The sequence below is a fragment of the Proteus sp. G4380 genome (assembly GCF_963885725.1).
Lineage (GTDB): Bacteria > Pseudomonadota > Gammaproteobacteria > Enterobacterales > Enterobacteriaceae > Proteus > Proteus mirabilis.
Map to the genome: position 1 here is coordinate 28,550 of NZ_CAWPAV010000060.1, position 21,501 is coordinate 50,050.

Annotated in this window: 16 protein-coding genes; 9 read left to right on the forward strand and 7 right to left on the reverse strand. The window is 40.1% G+C overall.

The genetic code is table 11. The annotated features are described in order from the left end of the window. Positions 1–74 precede the first annotated feature (74 nt). The 5 genes from metB to ppc all read left to right on the forward strand — a co-directional run bounded on the left by metB (position 75) and on the right by ppc (position 7,673). Entirely contained in the window at positions 75–1,235 is a 1,161-nt protein-coding gene (metB, locus tag AACU98_RS05245; protein ID WP_004249706.1) for a cystathionine gamma-synthase, read from the forward strand. Positions 1,236–1,244: 9 nt separating this feature from the next. After that, positions 1,245–3,683, forward strand: a complete 2,439-nt coding sequence (locus AACU98_RS05250; RefSeq protein WP_004249705.1) for a bifunctional aspartate kinase/homoserine dehydrogenase II — start codon at positions 1,245–1,247, stop codon at positions 3,681–3,683. A gap of 122 nt (positions 3,684–3,805) precedes the next feature. Beyond that, positions 3,806–4,324, forward strand: coding sequence for a TIGR00645 family protein (locus AACU98_RS05255; RefSeq protein ID WP_004246405.1), 519 nt, complete (start codon positions 3,806–3,808; stop codon positions 4,322–4,324). 78 nt (positions 4,325–4,402) lie between these two features. Continuing rightward, entirely contained in the window at positions 4,403–4,564 is a 162-nt protein-coding gene (locus AACU98_RS05260; RefSeq protein ID WP_004246404.1) for a hypothetical protein, read from the forward strand. Between the two features lie 472 nt (positions 4,565–5,036). After that, complete coding sequence (gene ppc, locus AACU98_RS05265) at positions 5,037–7,673, forward strand: phosphoenolpyruvate carboxylase (protein WP_004246402.1); 2,637 nt, start codon at positions 5,037–5,039, stop codon at positions 7,671–7,673. A gap of 56 nt (positions 7,674–7,729) precedes the next feature. On the opposite strand, the gene AACU98_RS05270 is transcribed toward ppc, so the two are convergent. The 3 genes from AACU98_RS05270 to proP are packed head-to-tail and all read right to left on the reverse strand — an operon-like array spanning position 7,730 to position 11,696. Further along, entirely contained in the window at positions 7,730–8,713 is a 984-nt protein-coding gene (locus tag AACU98_RS05270; RefSeq protein ID WP_049210413.1) for a glycosyltransferase, read from the reverse strand. Positions 8,714–8,752: 39 nt separating this feature from the next. Continuing rightward, complete coding sequence (phrB, locus tag AACU98_RS05275; protein ID WP_017827019.1) at positions 8,753–10,183, reverse strand: deoxyribodipyrimidine photo-lyase; 1,431 nt, start codon at positions 10,181–10,183, stop codon at positions 8,753–8,755. Between the two features lie 10 nt (positions 10,184–10,193). After that, positions 10,194–11,696 carry a glycine betaine/L-proline transporter ProP gene (gene proP, locus AACU98_RS05280; protein WP_161735648.1) on the reverse strand — a complete coding sequence of 501 codons (1,503 nt, stop codon included), beginning with the start codon at positions 11,694–11,696 and terminating at the stop codon, positions 10,194–10,196. A 769-nt stretch (positions 11,697–12,465) separates the two neighbouring features. Here proP and AACU98_RS05285 point away from each other — a divergent pair. Beyond that, complete coding sequence (locus tag AACU98_RS05285; protein ID WP_004246397.1) at positions 12,466–13,479, forward strand: LysR substrate-binding domain-containing protein; 1,014 nt, start codon at positions 12,466–12,468, stop codon at positions 13,477–13,479. Positions 13,480–13,555: 76 nt separating this feature from the next. On the opposite strand, the gene AACU98_RS05290 is transcribed toward AACU98_RS05285, so the two are convergent. From AACU98_RS05290 to AACU98_RS05300, 3 genes are read right to left on the reverse strand one after another with little or no spacing between them, the layout of a single operon-like run. Further along, the gene (locus AACU98_RS05290; protein WP_161735650.1) at positions 13,556–14,737 is read right to left on the reverse strand and encodes a M20 metallopeptidase family protein; all 1,182 of its coding nucleotides are present in this window, start codon (positions 14,735–14,737) and stop codon (positions 13,556–13,558) included. Further along, a complete protein-coding gene (locus tag AACU98_RS05295; RefSeq protein WP_004246394.1) occupies positions 14,737–15,186 on the reverse strand; it encodes a hypothetical protein in 450 nt (149 codons plus the stop codon). The genes AACU98_RS05290 and AACU98_RS05295 overlap by 1 nt, the downstream gene beginning before the upstream one ends. Continuing rightward, positions 15,183–16,004, reverse strand: a complete 822-nt coding sequence (locus tag AACU98_RS05300) for a DUF3100 domain-containing protein (RefSeq protein ID WP_004246392.1) — start codon at positions 16,002–16,004, stop codon at positions 15,183–15,185. The genes AACU98_RS05295 and AACU98_RS05300 overlap by 4 nt, the downstream gene beginning before the upstream one ends. Before the next feature lie 564 nt (positions 16,005–16,568). Between AACU98_RS05300 and poxB the strand changes: the two genes are divergently transcribed. Next, positions 16,569–18,293 carry a ubiquinone-dependent pyruvate dehydrogenase gene (gene poxB, locus AACU98_RS05305; protein WP_017827020.1) on the forward strand — a complete coding sequence of 575 codons (1,725 nt, stop codon included), beginning with the start codon at positions 16,569–16,571 and terminating at the stop codon, positions 18,291–18,293. A 91-nt stretch (positions 18,294–18,384) separates the two neighbouring features. On the opposite strand, the gene argE is transcribed toward poxB, so the two are convergent. Beyond that, entirely contained in the window at positions 18,385–19,548 is a 1,164-nt protein-coding gene (gene argE / locus AACU98_RS05310; RefSeq protein WP_004249893.1) for an acetylornithine deacetylase, read from the reverse strand. A gap of 100 nt (positions 19,549–19,648) precedes the next feature. Between argE and argC the strand changes: the two genes are divergently transcribed. Both argC and argB read left to right on the forward strand, forming a co-directional pair. Next, positions 19,649–20,653 (forward strand): N-acetyl-gamma-glutamyl-phosphate reductase, encoded by a 1,005-nt coding sequence (argC, locus tag AACU98_RS05315; RefSeq protein WP_161735653.1) that lies wholly within the window; start codon positions 19,649–19,651, stop codon positions 20,651–20,653. A gap of 20 nt (positions 20,654–20,673) precedes the next feature. Continuing rightward, the gene (gene argB / locus AACU98_RS05320) at positions 20,674–21,447 is read left to right on the forward strand and encodes an acetylglutamate kinase (protein ID WP_004246388.1); all 774 of its coding nucleotides are present in this window, start codon (positions 20,674–20,676) and stop codon (positions 21,445–21,447) included. The last annotated feature ends 54 nt before the right edge of the window (positions 21,448–21,501 follow it).

The following is a 21,501-nucleotide window of genomic DNA, read 5'->3' on the forward strand; positions in this document are numbered from 1 at the left end:
GTATTGACGTCTTGGTGTCTAATTGGATATGCTGTAAGCGACTTTTCCACTTAGCGCTGTAACAAGGTGTCTGTATGACGAAGAAAACCGCAACCATTGCCATTCACAATGGGCTTAATGAAGATAAGCAATATGGCTGTGTTGTACCGCCAATCTATCTTTCTAGCACCTATAATTTCTTAGCATTTAATCAACCTCGTGAACATGATTACTCTCGTCGGGGCAATCCCTCGCGCGATATGGTGCAAAATGCATTAGCAGAGCTTGAAGGTGGGGTGGGAGCGGTTGTTACTAGCAGTGGGATGTCAGCAATTCATTTAATTTGTACGACTTTTTTAAAACCGGGTGATGTCATTGTGGCGCCCCATGATTGTTATGGGGGCAGTTATCGTCTGTTTAATAGTCAGCAGCAACGTGGTGCTTATCGTGTGGTATTTGTTGATCAAAACGATGAGCAAGCGTTACAACAGGCGTTGGCATTAGCACCAAAAATAGTATTTATTGAAACACCCAGTAATCCACTATTGCGCATCACTGATATTGAGAAAATAAGCCAATTAGCTCACCAAGTTGGGGCGTTGGTGGTGGCGGATAACACCTTTATGAGCCCGGTATTGCAAAAGCCATTGGCTTTAGGGGCTGATTTAGTGGTGCATTCTTGCACTAAGTATCTTAATGGGCATTCTGATCTTGTCGCGGGTGTTGTGATTAGTCAGTGTAGGAAACAGCTTGAGGATTTAAGCTGGTGGGCAAATAATATTGGTGTTACTGCTGGGGCGTTTGATAGTTATTTGTTATTACGAGGGATCAGAACCTTAGTACCACGAATTCGATTACAACAAGAAAATACTCAAGCATTGGTGGCTTATCTACAAACACAACCCTTAGTGGATAAAATTTATTACCCAGCACTAGAACATCATGTCGGTCACGCGATAGCGAAAAAACAGCAACAAGGTTTTGGTGCGATGTTAAGTTTTGAGTTAAAAGGGGGGATTGAAGCAATTAAATCCTTTTTATCTCATTTAACACTCTTTACACTGGCAGAGTCTTTAGGTGGTGTAGAAACATTAATTTGTCATCCGGCGACCATGACACACGCAGGAATGTCTGAAGAAGCGAGAAAAACCGCTGGGATCAGTAACGCTTTATTGCGCATTTCCGTGGGGATTGAGGATAGTCTGGATCTCATCAACGATTTACAAAATGCGTTTAATGCAGCAACGAAAAGGTAACCATGGATCATGAGCGTAGTGGCGATTAAACAACAGGCGCAACCAACTTGCCGTCAGTTACATAAATTCGGTGGTAGCAGTCTTGCAGACATAAAATGTTATCAGCGAGTTGTGAATATCATGACAAATTATAGCCAACCTAATGATTTAATGGTGGTTTCTGCAGCAGGCTCGACAACAAATCAGCTGATTAACTGGTTAAAATTGAGTCAAAGTGATCGTATTTCTGCCCATCAAGCTCAGCAAGAATTACGTCGTTATCAGCTATCCTTAATTGAAGGACTATTATCAAAAGAGCATGCACAAGCTCTTTCACAGGCCTTTATTGCTGATTTAGAAAGACTAAGTTACTTACTTGATAAGCCGATAACGGATGCAACTTATGCTGAAGTCGTTGGTCATGGTGAAATTTGGTCAGCGAGATTAATGGCAAGCTTATTAACGGAGCAGGGTTTACCTAGTGTGTGGTTAGATGCGCGAGAGTTTTTATGTGCAGAGCGCGCCGCACAGCCTCAAGTTAATGAAGCCTTATCGCGTCCTTTGTTACAATCATTGCTGGCTAAATATCCTCAATGTCGCTTTGTGGTAACGGGTTTTATTAGTCGTAATCAACAAGGTGAGACGGTGCTATTAGGCCGTAATGGTAGTGACTACTCAGCGACCCAAGTAGGTGCTTTAGCTGATGTGGGTAAAGTGACCATTTGGAGCGATGTTGCAGGGGTTTATAGTGCCGATCCCCGAAAAGTGAAAGATGCTTGTTTGCTACCGTTATTACGTTTAGATGAGGCGAGCGAGCTGGCAAGATTAGCGGCGCCCGTTTTGCATACACGCACACTACAACCCGTCTCAGGGAGCAATATCGATTTACAATTACGTTGCAGTTACCAACCAGAGCAGGGTTCAACTCGAATTGAACGGGTATTAGCATCAGGCACAGGGGCAAAAATTGTCACTAGCCATGATGATGTTTGTTTAATTGAGCTTCAATTAGCCGCACATCAAAATTTTGAACAAATCGCTAAAGAAGTGGATGCATTACTTCAGCGGGTACAAATTCGTCCACTGGCAACAGGTATTGATAGAGATAGTCAGTTGCTACAGTTGTGTTACACCAGTGAAGTCGCTAATAGTGCGTTAGATGTTCTGCAAGATGCGGCCTTACCGGGTAAATTACATCTGCGAGAGGGCTTTTCTCTCGTTGCTTTAGTTGGCGCCGGGGTATGTAAAAATCCACTCCATTGCCACCGTTTCTACCAACAACTTAAAGATCAACCGGTAGAGTTTATTTGGCACGCGGAAGATAACATCAGTTTAGTTGCGGTATTACGTAACTATACGGCTTCATTATTGCAAGGTTTACATCAAACATTATTTAGGGCAGAAAAACAGATTGGTTTAGTGCTGTTTGGTAAAGGGAATATTGGCTCACGTTGGTTAGAGCTGTTTGCTCGTGAACAAGAGCCATTATCTGCACGTAGTGATTTTGAATTTATTCTGGCGGGGGTGGTAGATAGCCGTCGCAGCCTACTAGATCACCAAGGTATTGATCCTAGTCGCGCACTGGCCTTTTTTGATGATGAAGCAACAGTGCATAGTGAAGAGTCGCTTCATTTATGGATGAGATCGCATCCTTTTGATGATTTAGTGGTGGTCGATATTACCGCTAATGAAGAGCTTGCCGCCTGTTATGAAGATTTTGCCAGCTATGGTTTTCATGTGATTAGTGCAAATAAAATCGCTGGCTCGGCATCAAGTTTACGCTATCGCGCAACTCGTGATGCTTTCTCTAAAACAGGACGCCACTGGTTATATAATGCGACAGTTGGTGCGGGATTACCTATTAATCATACGGTGCGTGATCTACGTGAAAGCGGTGATACGATTTTATCTATCAGTGGTATTTTCTCCGGCACATTGTCATGGCTATTTTTACAATTTGATGGCAGCGTACCTTTTAGTGATTTGGTAGAGCAAGCATGGCAACAAGGGCTAACCGAGCCTGATCCGCGTATCGATTTATCAGGACAAGATGTGATGCGCAAATTGATTATTTTAGCCCGTGAAGCTGGCTATGATATTGAACCTGAGCAAGTCCGTGTTGAATCGCTGGTTCCTGCTCAAGCGCAAAGTGGATCATTAGAAGCCTTCTTTGAAAATAGCAGTGTGATTAATGAACAAATGGCACAACGTTTAGCGGCTGCCAATGAGATGGATATGGTACTGCGTTATATTGCGCGGTTTGACGCTAACGGCAAAGCGAAGGTTGGGGTTGAAGCGGTGAGAAAAGATCATCCTCTGGCATCACTATTACCGGGGGATAACCTATTTGCTATTGAAAGCCGTTGGTATCGTGATAACCCATTAGTCATTAGAGGTCCTGGTGCTGGACGTGATGTGACTGCGGGGGCTATTCAGTCTGATCTCAATCGCCTTTCTCAACTATTGTAAAAGACTATTTTCTTTTTAATCAAAACTATCAGTGATTTTTTTATTGCTGATAGTTTTCTGTGTATTTTTTTCTCTTCTATACTGAAAAAGATGATGATTAATTGTGTAGATAGAGAGGAAATATGAATAGAATTGTTGAAAAATGGATGTATCGCTCTCGTTGGTTATTTGCACCTGTCTATATTGGCTTATCTCTTGGATTGTTGGCATTAACGATTAAGTTTTTTCAGTCAATGTACGAGATCTTACCCAATATATTTGCCTTATCTGAAGCTGATTTAGTTTTACGTTTATTATCGCTAATTGATTTGGCATTAGTGGGGGGGTTATTAATAATGGTTATTTTCTCAGGTTATGAGAATTTTATTACCAATATGGAAATCGAGGGAGCGAAGGATAAACTCTCTTGGTTAGGTAACATGGATGCAGAATCGCTGAAAAATAAAGTTGCTGCTTCTATTGTTGCTATCTCTTCTATTCATTTGTTAGGGGTGTTTATGGACTTAAAAAATATCCCCGATAACAAGTTATTATGGTATGTGGTGCTACATCTGACGTTTGTTTTTTCCGCTTTTGTGATGGGCTATTTAGAGAAGATCTCTAAACGAAGTAAGCGAGCAAATAAAGCCAATCAAGGGTGATAAAATGAGAGCTACAGCACGTCGTTATTTTTAACCTTGGCTATACTTAAATCATCTCTAGTCACAAAGGAGCGATTAATGTCAAAAATTGAAAAACATGTTGATCAGCTAAAAGATAAAGCGACGGAGGTGAAGCATCGGACAGAAGAAAAATTATCTGAAGTTGCCCACGATTTAAAACATGGTGCATCTGATCTTAAAGAAAACGTAGAAAAAAAGATTGATTCATTGAAAAAGTGAATGTGCTATTTGTTAACACAAGGCGCTGCATAGTCAGCGCCTTTTCTATTTAAGAAGTATCGATAGGGTGAAGTTGGAGAAAAAACACCAGACAATTTATCAATATTAAAAAAATTCATCTAAATTTTTCGCCAGATAAATTTTTACTTATTTCACCCTTTCTAGTAAAAAACGCTTCTTAGACGATAAGAAACAAAAAAATGTCCTTATTATGGTTAATATTGAGCAAAAACAACGTCGATATTAGCCATTCTTATAACACTAAAGCCGTAATTAAATTTCAGAAAATTCCCCCAAAACGCTTATTTTCTGATATGAATAGTAGGCTATAAGTAAAAAGCAGTGTGGCTTATCACAAAAATCACAATAAAGTCACATAAAAAATGAAAATTAATTACACAACTGGAAGGACATGACTTTTTCTTAGTAAAAAGTATGTTGTTACCGACACAAAGCCAAGGTCAGGAGTCTTATGAATCAACAATATTCTGCTATGCGTAGTAATGTCAGCATGCTTGGCAAACTACTCGGCGACACGATAAAAGAGGCACTCGGTGAAGAAATTTTAGATAAAGTGGAATCTATCCGAAAGTTATCTAAGTCATCACGAGCAGGTAATGAAGTTCAGCGACAAAAGCTACTATTAACCTTACAAAATCTCTCTAATGATGAGTTATTACCTGTTGCTAGAGCATTCAACCAATTCTTAAACCTGACTAATGTAGCAGAGCAATACCATAGCATTTCTCCTCATGGCGAGGCGGCAAGTAATCCTGTGGCATTGGCTAAATTAATTGAACGGCTGAAAGATAAAAATTTTACTAATCAGCAACTCAAACAAGCCGTTGAACAAATTTCGATTGAATTAGTCTTAACGGCTCATCCAACGGAAATTGCTCGCCGTACGCTTATTCATAAGCTAGTGGAAGTCAATACTTGCTTATCTCAGCTTGATCATGATGATCTTGCCGATTATGAACGTACCAATATTATGCGCCGTTTACGCCAATTGGTTGCGCAATCGTGGCATACCGATGAGATCAGAAAAATTCGCCCAACCCCTATTGATGAAGCGAAATGGGGCTTTGCGGTGGTCGAAAATAGCTTATGGGAAGGTGTGCCTGCTTTCTTACGTGAATTTAATGAACAGTTAGAAGAGTCTATTGACTACAATTTACCAGTAGAAGCTTCTCCTATTCGCTTTACTTCATGGATGGGGGGAGATCGTGATGGTAACCCAAATGTTACCGCTGAAATTACCCGTCATGCATTATTACTTAGTCGCTGGAAAGCCGCCGATCTATTTTTAAATGATATTCAGGTGCTCGTTTCTGAGCTGTCTATGACAGAAAGCACACCAGAATTACGCGAATTAGCCGGCGGTGCCGATGTTGCCGAGCCTTATCGTGAAATAGCCAAACAATTGCGCACTCGCTTACAAGTGACTCGTGATTATTTAGAACAACGTATCAAAGGTCAGCAATCATTACCTCCTGAAGGCTTACTGATTGATAATTCAGCACTTTGGGAACCTTTGTATGCTTGTTACCAATCACTGCATCAGTGTGGTATGCGCATTATTGCCAATGGACAGTTATTAGATACTTTGCGCCGTATCCGTTGTTTTGGATTACAGCTGGTGCGACTCGATATTCGCCAAGAAAGCACTAATCATACCGAAGCGCTGTCTGAATTAACGCAATATTTAGAGCTTGGTGATTATGCTAGTTGGTCTGAAGAGCAAAAACAGACGTTTTTACTGACAGAACTTAACTCTAAACGTCCATTGATCCCTACTCATTGGCAACCGAGTGAAGCAACTAAAGAGGTATTTGAAACCTGTCGGGTGATTGCTGAGTCACCAAAAGATTCTATTGCTTCTTATGTGATTTCCATGGCGAAAGTCCCTTCGGATGTATTAGCCGTTAAACTATTACTAAAAGAAGCAGGGGCAGATATTCGTTTACCTGTAGCACCATTATTTGAAACGTTAGAAGACTTAAATAACGCAGAAAGTGTGATGACCCGTCTGTTTGATATTCCGTGGTATCGCGATTTAATAGATAACAAACAGATGGTAATGATTGGCTATTCTGACTCAGCGAAAGATGCGGGTGTGATGGCGGCATCGTGGGCACAATACCGAGCACAGGATGCATTAATTAAGTTATGTGAGAAATCAGGCGTGACATTAACGCTATTTCATGGCCGTGGGGGTACTATCGGCCGTGGAGGTGCGCCGGCGCATGCTGCATTATTATCACAACCACCGGGTAGTTTAAAAGGTGGGTTGCGAGTGACAGAGCAAGGGGAGATGATCCGCTTTAAATTTGGCTTACCGCAAGTGACTATCAGTAGTCTGGCTCACTATGCTGGTGCGATTTTAGAAGCTAATTTATTACCTCCTCCAGAGCCAAAAACAGCTTGGATTGAGGTTATGGATGCTTTATCTGATGTATCTTGCGAGATGTATCGTGGCTATGTCAGAGGCGAAAAAGATTTTGTGCCTTATTTCCGTGCAGCGACGCCAGAAGGTGAATTAGGTAAATTACCATTAGGCTCTCGACCAGCTAAACGTCGTCCAACAGGAGGCGTTGAAACATTGCGTGCTATTCCGTGGATCTTCGCTTGGACTCAGAACCGTTTAATGTTACCCGCATGGTTAGGGGCCGGTGCTGCTTTACAGCATGAGATAGATAACGGAAAACAAGCCGTATTGGATGATATGTGTGAGAATTGGCCTTTCTTTAATACTCGTATTGCTATGCTAGAGATGGTGTATGCAAAAGCGGATCTATGGCTTGCGGAGTATTACGATCAGCGTTTAGTCGAAGAAAATTTATGGCCATTAGGGGCGAAATTACGTCAACAACTCTCTGATGATATTAAGAGTGTATTAGCGATTTCCAAAGATGAGCATTTAATGGCGGACTTACCGTGGGTTGCTGAATCTATCGCATTGCGTAATGTTTATACTGATCCACTTAACGTCTTACAGGCAGAGCTATTGCAACGCTCTCGTACTCATAGCGAGTCTGATCCACGTATTGAACAAGCGTTGATGGTGACTATCGCAGGTATTGCAGCGGGTATGCGTAATACCGGCTAGTGGTCGCAATTGGGTTATTCTATTAGTAAAACAGCGCTAAATTTAGCGCTGTTTTTTTATCTTTTTTTCCAACGATGCCAATAAAGAACGCAATAAACACGGCAAATAAACCAACGTTGATGCCAATTTTGGGCGCCTTTATTAAGGGCTGGAAAGAGGTGATAAGTCCTAAATTGCTGTGCAATGATGGTTTGGTTTTTTGTATCACAGCGTTTACGAAAAAGAATAAAGAAACTGCCAAGTTCACGTAGTGCTTGTTGGCGCAACGCGTTGGCTAATAGTGGTTGATGTTGTTTATCTGCAAGCTGCAAGAGTTGTATAACAATTTGCAAATAACTTTGTGCGCGCTTGGCTTCTTTTTGTGGATTAGGTTTACGCGTAATAGAGTTAGGATTAGCGCAATAGTAATAAAGAGGTTGATCATCAAAGCCGATACGTTGAGTGACCAGTGCAAGTTGTGTCGTCCACAAAATATCTTCATGATAAAGGCCATCAATAAAGCGTAAGTGATGTTTTTTGATTATTTCGTGGCGAATAAATTGTAACCAAACAAAATGTGGCCATTGATGTTGCGTAACGGCATGGATCACCCACTCTTGACCGCTGATCACTTGTTGATAAGGTTGACGTTGATGGATGGTAGTTTGATGCTTTTGTGGATTATGTACATCATAGCGTTCACCATTGCCAATTAATACATCGATATGTTGTTCGCAGGCTAATTGATGCCAATGTGCCAGTAATTGAGGTTTAATAAAATCATCGCTATCAAAAAAGACTATCCAATCACCTTGAGCATATTTTAAGCCAGTATTTCTCGCGCTAGATAACCCTTGGTTAGTTTGGTGATAAAGGTGAAAACGATTATCTTGTTGGCAATAGAGCATAGCGATGTCAACACTATTATCCGTTGAGCCATCATTTATAATGATCACTTCAAAGTCGTGAAAGGTTTGGCAAAGTAGGCTCTCTAATAATCGCGTAATGCGAGATGCCTCATTAAACATAGGAACGATAACAGAAATAATCGGTGTTTTCACAATAGCCCGCCAAGGATTGAGAGATAATATCGCGCTATTTTACCTTTTTTTGGCCTCTTCATAAGACGCAATTGCAGTTACTCGTGCTTTGGCGTGATCAACAATTGGCTGTGGATAATCGAGGTAGTGACCTGTTTTGATTGCCCATTCAGAAGGAGTATGGATATCGCGATCTGGGACATCAGCAAGCTCTGGTAGCCAGTGGCGGATAAACTCACCATCAGGATCAAACTTACGTCCTTGGGTGGTCGGATTAAAAATACGAAAATAAGGCACAGCATCAGTGCCTGTTGATGCTGCCCATTGCCAGCCACCATTATTTGACGCGAAATCACCATCAATTAATTGTGACATAAAATAATTTTCCCCCCAGCGCCAATCAATTAATAGATCTTTGACTAAAAAACTTGCCGTCAGCATACGTAAGCGATTGTGCATCCAGCCGGTTTGATTCAGTTGTCGCATCGCGGCATCAATAATAGGAAAGCCTGTTAAGCCCTGTGTCCAAGCGGTAAATTCAGTTTGGTCATTACGCCAGCGAATATTTTCTGTCCATGGTTGAAAAGCTATCTGTTTGGATAAACTCGGGTTAGCAACTATTAGATGTTGATAAAACTCGCGCCAAACTAACTCATTAAACCAAACAAATGCACTGGAATGGTTATTTTCTAAGAAATCAGGCTCTGTTTGGTAAAGGCGATTAAAACATTGGCGCACAGACACTAGGCCTATGGCAAGATAAGGGGATAATTGACTGGTTCCATCAATAGCAGGAATATCTCGCCATTTTGCATAATGTATCACCCTTTCATAGCAGAACTGTTTTAAACGCTGTAACGCTGCTTGTTCGCTTGCTGGGAACATCTTGGTTGATGATATTGGTAGTGCAAAAAGTGGTGCACTTAACGGTGAAACGGCTTTTTGGTGTGCTCTTATTTCGGGGGCTGGTAATGAAGCATTATCTTGCGACAGAAATAGCCGTAAAAATGCGGTTCTAAAAGGAGTAAAGACTTTGTACATCTCTCCTTGTTGGGTCACAACATTCCCCGGTGGCACAAAAACGTTATCGTGGTAACAATAAACCGTGGTGTTATGGGCGAGTAATTCCATTACTTTTTTATCACGGTTTTGCTCATTAAGCGCATATTGATGATTAAAAAATAGCGCAGTGACCTGATGTTGCTGACAATAATCCACAATACTTTGTGCCGCATCAGCATATGTATCACTGATGATAAGTGTCAGTGGAATATTTAATTTAGCTAGCGCATGGGAAAGATTAAGCAATGCATCATGAATAAACGCCTGCTGTGATAAAGCCATATGATGGGCTTTCCACTGTGCAGGCGTGACGGTAAAAATGGCATGCACCTGCGCCTGTGTATTTTGGCAAGCATAAAAGAGCGCTTTATTATCGGTCACTCTTAGATCATGACGGAACCAAACTAAATGAACAGGCGCTGAGTGCATGTAACCTCTCTTAATCTAATTTTGGATGTTGATCGATAAGCGCTTGGCGTTTTTTCTGTAATGCTTCAATTTCCGCTTCGATATCTTCAACACGTTGTTCGATATTGTCATAGTGCTCAGATAAAATCTCTTTCGCTTCTGATTTATCTGATGCTGCCGGTGTTGCTCCACGTAATGGTTTGTTGGCTGTTTCAATCATTTTTATACCCGTTATCAAACCGACAACAGCAACTACCATTAGATAATAGGCGGGCATATATAAATTGCCAGTCGATTCAACTAACCAAGCCGCTGCAGTTGGTGTGGCACCAGCAATTAATACCGAGATATTAAATGCAATAGCTAAGGCACTATAACGAATATGGGTTGGGAAAATAGCCGGTAAAATAGAGGCCATCACCCCAGTAAAACAGTTTAATAAAACCGCAAGAATTAATAATCCTAAGAAAATTAAGCCGATTTCATCACTGTTAATCATCATAAATGCCGGATATGCCAATATAAACAGTCCAACGCTACCCCCGATAACAAAAGGTTTACGACCAATTTTATCACTCAGTAATCCAATCACAGGCTGAACAAATAGCATCCCTATCATAATCGCGATGATGATCAAGACCCCATGATCAGCGGAATAATTTAAGTTATGGGATAAATAACTTGGCATATAGGTTAGCAGCATGTAGTAAGTGACGTTAGTCGCAATCACTAAGCCCACACATACCGTTAAACTTTTCCAATACTTGGAAGCGATTTCTCGTAATGAAACACGTGGCGGATTTTCGATAGATTTACGATCATCGCTGTTCATTTCATCAACATGTTGTTGGAATGCCGGGGTTTCTTCTAAGGCATGACGTAAATATAAGCCAATCAGACCTAAAGGTAATGCCAAGAAGAATGGAATACGCCATCCCCACTCATGGAATGCAGCTTCACCCATAATAGTTGAGATAAGGACAACAACACCCGCCCCCATAACGAAGCCGGCAATAGAGCCGAAATCTAACCAGCTTCCCATAAAGCCCCGTTTACGGTCTGGTGAATATTCGGCAACGAAAATCGCCGCACCTGAGTACTCACCACCAATTGAGAAGCCTTGGGCTAGTTTTGCTAATAACAGTAAGACGGGTGCCCAAATTCCAATGGTGTCATACCCAGGAATAAGACCGATAGCAAAAGTACTTAATGCCATAATTATGATGGTGACAGATAAGACTTTTTGTCGTCCAAACTTATCCCCCAACATACCAAATACAACCCCACCTAATGGTCTAACAAGGAATGGGACTGAGAATGTCGCAAGTGCTGCGATCATTTGTACGCCAGGTGATGCACCAGGGAAAAACACTTGACCTAATACATAAGCCAAGAAGCCATATACACCAAAATCAAACCACTCCATTGCATTACCTAACGCTGCCGCAGTAATGGCTTTTTTAAGTTTGCTATCATCAATAATGGTTATATCATTGATTCTTAATGGTTTGTTTCTTTTTTTCTTCAATTTCATATTAAGTGACCTTTCAATTAAGGTATTAGTAAATTGTTGTTATTCAATTAATAATTAAACGAAATGAAGTGACTATTTTATAGCGAGAAAAGAGAGTGGTAATAATTCACTAAAAAACAGTTTACTTCTACATAGTTAAATAGTGAGGGTGAACTAATAGCTTATGGAACACTTATTAAGTATAGATGAGGTTAAATGAAAGATTAGGGATTTTTTGTCGTTGTTTTGATATAACAAAACGAAGCCTCTAAGTAAAAAATGTGACCTATATCATAGCTGAATATGACTTTTGTGTAAAATCCATGATGTTAATGGTTGTAAATTTGAATTAAGTTAGATGAAGATGGCGATAAAAAGCTAATAGTAAATATTATTATATAACAATGGGTTATGTTGGATTTTTATTTTTTGATTAGAAATAATATATTGATAGTCAAATTATGCATAATAAATAGTTAATATCTGCTTTAATGTGGATGAAATCATCTATTATTCGTTGTGCTAAAACACAGAAATAAAAACAGTCATTGCTAGATTTGGTGCAGTCACTTTTCTATTCTAGCAAATAGATAAGGTAAGTCAGTGGATAATTAAGTAGATATCACTATTCTTATTAAGAGAGCAAAAAGAGAGGAGATGTCATAATATCCACTAGGCATAAGAGCAGATAATTTGAGTAATGACATTGTAGTATAAATATTAACAATAATTATTTTTATAAAATCAATAATTAACGGCATGCTTGTGCCAATTAACCCAGGTACTCCTCATGAATATTAATCAACTGAAAAGCTTTGTTGAAGTAGTGCGAAATGACTTTAACATTACGAATGCGGCAGAGAAACTCTATACTTCACAACCAACGATTAGTAAGCAACTTAAGATATTAGAAGACGAACTCAGTGTTTCTTTATTCGTCCGTAAAAATAATAATTTATTAGCACTTAGTCCTATGGGGAAAGAGGTCCATAAAATAGCTAGCGATATTCTTGGGCAGGTTGATAAAATTAAAAGTATTGTGGCAGAAGAAGATCGTAATAAAAAAGTAGATTTGCACATTGCCACAACACATACGCAAATACGTTACTCCTTACCCAACGTCATTGATCATTTTCGCCGCTATTACCCTAATATTTCACTCCATTTTCACCAAGGTGCTCCTGCTCAGTTAGCAGAAATGGTAAAAAATGGCGATGTCGATTTTGCCATTGCCACAGAATCGATGCATTTATATGAAGATTTAATTACTTTGCCTTGCTATCGCTGGACTCGTAGTTTATTAGTACCTTATGATCACCCTCTTGCATCATTACCTGATGATCAACAGGTTACCATTGAACAACTTGGTCAATATCCCCTTATTACCTATGTGTTTGGTTTCACTCGAGGCTCTAAACTCGATAAAGTGTTTTATAAAAACCATCTTAAACCTCAAGTGGCATTGACGGCGACAGATACCGAAATTATTAAATATTATGTCAAGCGCCACCTTGGTATTGGTGTGATTGCCACGGTTGCTTATGATGAAATAGAAGATAGCCAAGCATTAAAGTGCATCAATATCGATCACTTAGTACAGCCCAGTTATACACATATATGCCTAAGTAAACATACGCATATGAAAGATTATATGCATGAGTTTATTTCACTCTATGCTCCGCATATTGATAGAAATATTATTCAGATGCCAGAGCAGTGGGAAACCCAGTGGCATAGCAAAGAAGTGTATCAGGGGTTACCTGATCTGATTTCGGTAAATAGCAAAGAGAAAATAATAGAATAAATCTTCAGTTAAGATGAGGGACTAAAAAGCCCGTTTTTTGCGGGGGCAAAAAACGGGCTTAGGGCAGAATAAGTAATTATTTGCGAGTTAGCAGATTAACAAAAATCTGTGCACCCACTAATAAGCAATCATCATCAACAAAATAAGGATTAGCATGAAGGTAGTTATTGATACCTTTAGCTTGATTACCACTGCCTAAAAAGAACATTGCGCCAACTTTACCTTTAGTGGCATTCACCATATAGCTAAAGTCTTCACTACCCGTCATTGGTTTACCGTTAGATTCGATATTCTCTTCTGGTAAAAATTGGCGAGTGGCTTCTAGTAAACGCTGATAAGCCGTAGGATGGTTAATAACAGCAGGGTAGCCTGTCGCTGTTAATGTTGTTTTAAATCCACCCGCTGTACTGCGTGCTACGATTTCATTAAAACTTTCTTTTAATACTTTGTCGGTATTTTCATCCATAGAGCGGATAGTACCACGGGCTTGAACGTGATCTGCTAACGCATTAGGAATAGTACCGCCATTGATCATGCCGCAACCAAATACCGCAGGGCTAAAGGGATCAGTTTTTTTGGCAACCACATAATCCATATAATCAATTAAGCGAGTTGCTTCACGAATAGCATCTAAACCTTTATGCGGTGTAGATCCGTGCGCAGAAACACCATAAACATCTAATGTCCATGCTGAGCCGTAAGATGACATGACACCATCATTAAAACGTACACAACCGGTTTCGATAGCTGCATCATTATGTAGTGCGTAAGTTTCATCAACGCCTTCCATGCAACCTAACTCAACCATTTTGTCAGCACCAGGAACACGCATATCCTCTTCTGCCATTTGGAAAATAAAACGCACATTAGCGCTCATTTCTGCTTGATTTTCAGCAAGGTATTTAGCGGCCGTTAATGCAATGGTCATATGAGTATCGTGACCACAATTATGTGCACAACCTTGATGGATAGAGCTGTGTTCGTTGTTCGTTAAGTCTGGCATTTCTAATCCATCCATATCTGCACGGATGGCAATTAGTGGAAAATCAGCATTAACAATTAAATCGGCAGTAAATCCAGTATAGCCATCAAAGGTTTTAATTTGATAGCCAAAGCTTTCCATCAATTCACGGCAATACTTTGATGTTTTATATTCTTCACCTGATAACTCAGGAATTTTGTGCAGATCTTGTCGTGTTTTTTTACTAAAGTCATTTAATTGAAAGAGTTTTTCGTTGACATTATAAATATTATTCATTAGATAACTCCCTGGATAGTAAATCCAATTTGTGCGACGATTGATGCGCCGAAGAAACAGCAGGTAGAAACAATCATGAAAATAAGGATCACTTTCCATGACATTTTCTTCAGTTCTTCTAATTGGCCACCAACGGATAAACCAGCAAATGCTAATAAAGGTACACAACAAGATAAGAAAGAGACTTTACCAATAGAACTAATAAAAAACTCTCTTACAGGTGTTTCAGGTAAACAAATAAGTATCCCGATAATAGTTGCATAAGCAAATGTTGGTAGAGATGAAGGTAAATATTGTTTAGCAACGAGTGAAATAAAAACCACTACAGACATAGCAATAAAGCTATCCCACATTGCATAAATAGCAATCCCTGATGTTAACGTTTGAGTAAACATTGCCAGTAAAATAGCAACGAATACTAATTTCATATCTATAATTATATTTTTCATGCAGTTTTGCCTCTGGTGAAAACTTTATAAATTTTTTCTGAAAGAGGTAAACCTAAATAGGTTAATGAGAGTGCGCCAAGTGCAGAAGATAATAAGTTAGATGCAGCCGCAACACTTAATACTTGTTGTGCTAAAGCTTCGTCTAAACCGTTAATTAATGCCCCTGATGCAGCACTTAACATTGAACCTGAACCTACGCCGGAGCCTGCTGCTAGAGCAAGTGGGTGTAAGCCTGTTAATGGTGCAAGACTACCTAATACGCTAAACCATAAAGTCCCGATAACAGAACCACATAAGTAAATTGCTAATACACCAATATATTCTTGTGAGCCAGTCCCAAATCTACCTTGAATAACGGCGATAGAAGGTTCTCGACTAATAGATGAACATGCACCAATTGCACGGCGACCAAAACCAAATTTAATGGCTAATGGTACGGCAATTAATACTGGTAATAAGTTTCCTAGCTCTTGAACAAATAAAGGAATACCGACACTTAAAATCATTTTTATATTTGGGACGATCATGCCAGCATATTGCGTACCTAAAATAAGTAGGCTGAAACCTACCATTTTACCGCAGAAGCCTTCTTCTTTTTCTGTAAATAATTTACCCCAAACTTTAATTTTTTTGCGGGTAAATCCAGCCGACATAAACATACCAATAATAACTGCAAATAACATTGGTAGAATAGGAATGACTGCAATGCCAATCTTAATTTCTTTTTTACCAATCACATATTGTGAAATAAAAATTAAGAAAAGGACTGCCAGAATACTAATAAAGAAAACCTTTATCGGACTTCTACTTTTGTCCATCCGTTAATCTCCGTAGAAAAATAAACAGGCTTTATTCTAGAGGACAAAAAGCAAAAGGTAGCGTGACCAATGTCATGTTTACTTCATACCTCTTTTTCATGGGACATGAAATAAAATAATAGTAATAAATTTATTAACAATTTGAGTTAACTGAAATTATTGAGGAAAGACAGAGAGTAAGGCTGAAATGTGTCAGCTATATTGTTAAATAAAATGATAGTAGAAAAAGAGCAATTAAAAATTAGTTTAATTATTAAAATAATCCTATAAGTTTATTTTGTCTAGCACTTGATGATTTTAATACAATATAAATGAGATAGATTCTTATTTAATGCGAAATGAGTCATAAAAGCGATGAGTGCATTTATCAATAGTATTATTTTTTATAGTTAATTTCCTTTATTAATTGACCTATCTACCGTGACAATCAATCAAGAGATGTTATTCTTAATATTTGATTTAATAACACGGTATTCTCTATATGATGTGGTAAAAGAGTCGGTTGTTATATCTGGGGCAGCATGTAGAGAGATTACCCACTAAAATAAAAAGGAAATGCGTCACATGAGTAAGCAAACAGTTGCAACCTATATTGCTAAAGTGCTCCATAATGCAGGTGTGAAACGTATTTGGGGGGTGACGGGCGATTCATTGAATGGATTAAGTGATAGCTTGCGCAAAATGGGTACCATTGAATGGATGGGCACACGCCATGAAGAAGTCGCGGCTTTTGCCGCCGGAGCAGAAGCGGCTATCAATGGTGAATTAGCCGTTTGTGCCGGCTCCTGCGGACCAGGTAACTTACACTTAATTAATGGACTTTTTGATTGTCATCGTAATCATGTTCCCGTGTTAGCGATTGCCGCTCATATTCCCTCTGCTGAAATTGGTAGTAATTACTTTCAAGAAACTCATCCTCAAGAGTTATTTCGTGAATGTAGTCACTATTGTGAATTAGTCTCTAATCCCGATCAGATCCCACAAATTCTGGCTATCGCTATGCGCACCGCTATTTTGAAAAAGGGTGTTGCGGTGGTGGTATTACCCGGTGATGTAGCGTTAAAACCCGCTCCAGAAGATGCCCATGAAAATTGGTATCCATTACAATCACCACTGATTATGCCGAATCGTTTTGAAATCGAAAAACTGTCTGAGGCACTGAATAACGCTAAAAATATCACCTTAATGTGTGGTGCCGGTTGTGCTCAAGCACATGATGAAGTGGTGAAACTAGCACAAACCTTAAAAGCCCCTGTTGTGCATGCACTACGTGGTAAAGAGTATCTCGAGTGGAATAATCCATGTAGCGTGGGAATGACGGGTCTTATCGGTTTTTCATCGGGTTATCACGCAATGGAGAATGCCGATACTTTAGTGCTATTAGGTACTCAATTCCCTTATCGCGCTTTCTATCCTGCTAAAGCTAATATTATTCAAATTGACCTTAATCCAAGTAGTATTGGCTCACATTGCCATGTGGATATGGCTTTTGTTGGAGATGTCAAAGCAACCCTTAATGCATTACAACCGCGATTAAAAGAGAAAACAGATACCGCACATCTTGATGCCTCGTTAAAACATTATGCTAAAGCACGCAAAGATTTAGATGCATTGGCTCAACCTAGTGAGCGTGAGTTGATCCACCCTCAGTATTTAGCACGTCGATTAAGTGAATTAGCCAACGATGATGCGGTATTTACCTGTGATGTTGGTACGCCAACAGTTTGGGCAGCACGTTACGTGAAAATGAATGGTAAACGTCGTTTAATTGGTTCGTTTAACCATGGCTCAATGGCGAATGCGATGGCGCAAGCTATTGGTATTCAAGCACTGGACAGAAAACGTCAAGTTGTGGCGATGTGCGGTGACGGTGGTTTTACCATGTTAATGGGTGATTTCATCTCATTGGCTCAAATGAACTTACCGGTGAAAGTGGTGATTTTTAATAACAGCGTATTAGGTTTTGTGGCGATGGAAATGAAAGCGGGGGGCTATTTGACTGATGGCACCGATTTACATAATCCTGATTTTGCCGCTATTGCCAATGCGTCGGGAATTAAAGGTATTCGCGTTGAGAAAGGCGAAGATCTTGATGAAGCATTAAAAACAGCCTTTGAACATGATGGCCCTGTTATTGTGGATGTGGTAACCGCAAAACAAGAGCTTTCCATGCCTCCGGAAATTAAATTTGAGCAGGCCAAAGGTTTTAGCTTGTATATGATGAAAGCGATTATTAATGGTCGTGGCGATGAAATAGTGCAATTAGCGAAAACCAACTGGTTGCGCTAATCATTAAACGCATAATCGTTATATTGCGAGTTGCAGGGGCTAATCGCCTACCTGCAACTTGCATTTCAACATAAGTCGATAGGATTTTTTATTATTTCGCTTTCTCTGCTAAACAAAAGTTTTCAATTAATTGCCCCATTAATTCACGAGTTGGCTCAATAAAAGCCATATCAATAAACTCATCAGGCTGGTGGGCTTGTTCAATGGAGCCAGGACCAAGCACTAGCGTAGGGCATAGCGCTTGAATAAAAGGTGCTTCGGTACAGTAATTAACAGTTTGCGCTTTCTCACCCAGTAGTTTTTCAATCACGGCAACCATTTTATGATCGGTCGGACACTCGTAGCCGGGAATAGGCTCGTGCAATGCTTCGACACTTAAACGTCCCGGCCAGCGCGCTTTTACCGGGGCTAATGTTTCGTGCAGCAGATCATCAAGATCTTGCAGCGTTAATCCCGGTAATGGGCGAATATCCATATGTAATTCACAGCAAGCACAAATTCTATTAGCAGCATCACCACCGTTAATATAACCAAAGTTCATGGTGGGATAGGGAATAACAAACGCCGGATTGTTATAACGGGTTTTTAATCTATCGCGCAGTGTACTGAGATGGGTGATAGATTCATGCATTAACTCAATAGCGTTGACACCTTTTTCCGGATCACTAGAGTGACCGGATTGCCCAGTAATACGGATAGCATTAGATAAATGCCCTTTGTGAGCACGTATTGGTTGTAATGAGGTGGGTTCGCCAATAATAGCAAAATCAGGACGAATAGCGGTATTAGCGGCAAAATAACGTGCACCAGCCATCGACGTTTCTTCATCTGCTGTAGCAAGAATATACAGAGGATGTGTGAGTTGAGAGGTATCTATATCTCGCAATGCATCAATAATAAAGGCAAAAAAGCCTTTCATATCTGCCGTACCTAAACCATATAACTTGCCTTCTTTTTCCGTTAGGGTAAAGGGATCTTGAGTCCAACGCCCTTCATCAAATGGCACCGTATCCGTATGTCCACAGAGTAATAACCCGCCGGTTCCACTGCCAAGGGTAGCAAGTAGGTTAAATTTCCCTCTGGTTTCAGGTACTGGTTGTATTTCAATTGAAAAACCGAGTGTTTCCAACCAATTAGCCAACAGATTAATCAGTGCCTCGTTACTTTGGTCTGTCTTAGCATCTGTTGCACTAATTGAGGGTGTTGCAATTAATTGTCGATAAAGCTCAATAAATGTAGGTAATTTAATATTCACTGTTGACAGCCTTTCTTCATAATAGTATCAATATTCATGCACTTTTTTTGAATAAAAATACATTAATCGGTTTGTGTTCATAGTACAAGGTAAGAATGACATGTTAAATACTCTGATTGTAGGAGCAAGTGGTTACACCGGTGCTGAATTAGCAGCCTATCTTCAGCAGCATCCCCATGTGAATTTGAGCAGACTGATGGTATCCGCTCAAAGTATAGATGCAGGGAAGTGCTTTTCTGAGCTTTACCCACAATATCGTGGCTTAGTTGATTTGCCACTTGAGCCTATGGTCGATGTTGCTAATGCCGCTGAAAATATCGATATCGTTTTTTTAGCCACCGCACATGAAGTCAGTCATGACATTGCCCCTATTTTTCTCGCTCAGGGGTGTGTGGTGTTCGATTTATCCGGCGCCTACCGAGTACAAAATAAGCATTTCTACCAACAATACTATGGATTCGAGCATAAGAATACTGATTGGTTATCACAGGCGGTTTATGGTCTTGCCGAATGGAACGCTGATCAGATTAGTCAGGCTCAACTCATTGCTGTGCCGGGTTGTTATCCCACCGTTTCTCAGCTGTCGTTAAAGCCATTAGTTGAAGCGGGATTATTAGACAGCGCTCACTGGCCTGTGATCAATGCCACCAGCGGTGTAAGTGGCGCCGGCAGAAAAGCGTCTTTAACAAACAGCTTTTGTGAAGTGAGTTTACAACCTTACGGTGTTTTTACGCATCGTCACCAACCGGAAATTGCTACCCACCTTGGCATTGATGTCATTTTTACTCCTCATCTTGGTAATTTTGCTAGGGGGATCTTAGCCACTATCACCTGTAAGTTAAAACAAGGTGTCACAGAAAATGAGGTAAGGCAGGCATTTGAAACAGCGTATCAAGGCCAACCGTTGGTACGTGTGTATGACAAAGGTCTACCTGCATTAAAAGCCGTTGTCGGTACCGCCTTTTGTGATATCGGGTTAGCACAACAAGGTGAGCATTTAATTATTGTCGGTGCGGAAGATAACTTATTAAAAGGGGCCGCAGCACAAGCGGTGCAATGTATGAACATTCGGTTCGGTTTTGCACCAACCGAAACACTTATCTAAATAATGAGTAGGGACGTTTTATGGAACCATTAATTATCAAACTAGGCGGTGTACTGCTAGATAACGAAAAAGCGTTAACACGTTTTTTTACAGCACTACAAGAATATCGTACTAGTCATAGTCGTCCATTAGTGATTGTTCATGGTGGTGGCTGTTTGGTTGATTCTCTGATGAAAAAGCTGCAATTGCCTGTTGTTAAAAAACAAGGCCTACGAGTTACCCCCGCCGATCAAATTGACATTATTACTGGCGCGTTGGCAGGAAGTGCCAATAAAACATTGCTGTCATGGGCCACACGCTTTGGTTTAAATGGTGTCGGACTTTGTTTGGGCGATGGCCAATTAGCCAAAGTAACAAAAATTAGTGATGAACTAGGTCATGTAGGAAATGCTGAACCTGGCTCTCCTGAGTTATTAAATCTATTACTGAATGCAGGGTATCTCCCGATTATTAGTTCTATAGGTGTGAGTATCCAAGGTGAACTGATGAATGTTAATGCTGACCAAGCGGCAACAGCGATTGCTGAAACCTTAGGAGCAGATTTGGTGTTGCTCTCAGATGTAAGTGGCATTTTGGATGGTAAAGGACAAAAACTCACAGAAATATCTGCCACAAAAGCGCAAGCATTAATCGACCAAGGCATTATCACCGACGGCATGATTGTTAAAGTTAATGCTGCGTTAGAAGCGGCAAAAACGCTTAGACGTCCTGTTGAAATAGCCAGTTGGCGTCACGCGGAAAAACTGACTGATTTATTTAATGGTATGGCGATCGGGACACGTATTTTAGCTTAAACACAACCACATAACGCTTTGTATATTGGCGAAATAAACACAATTGAGAATAAA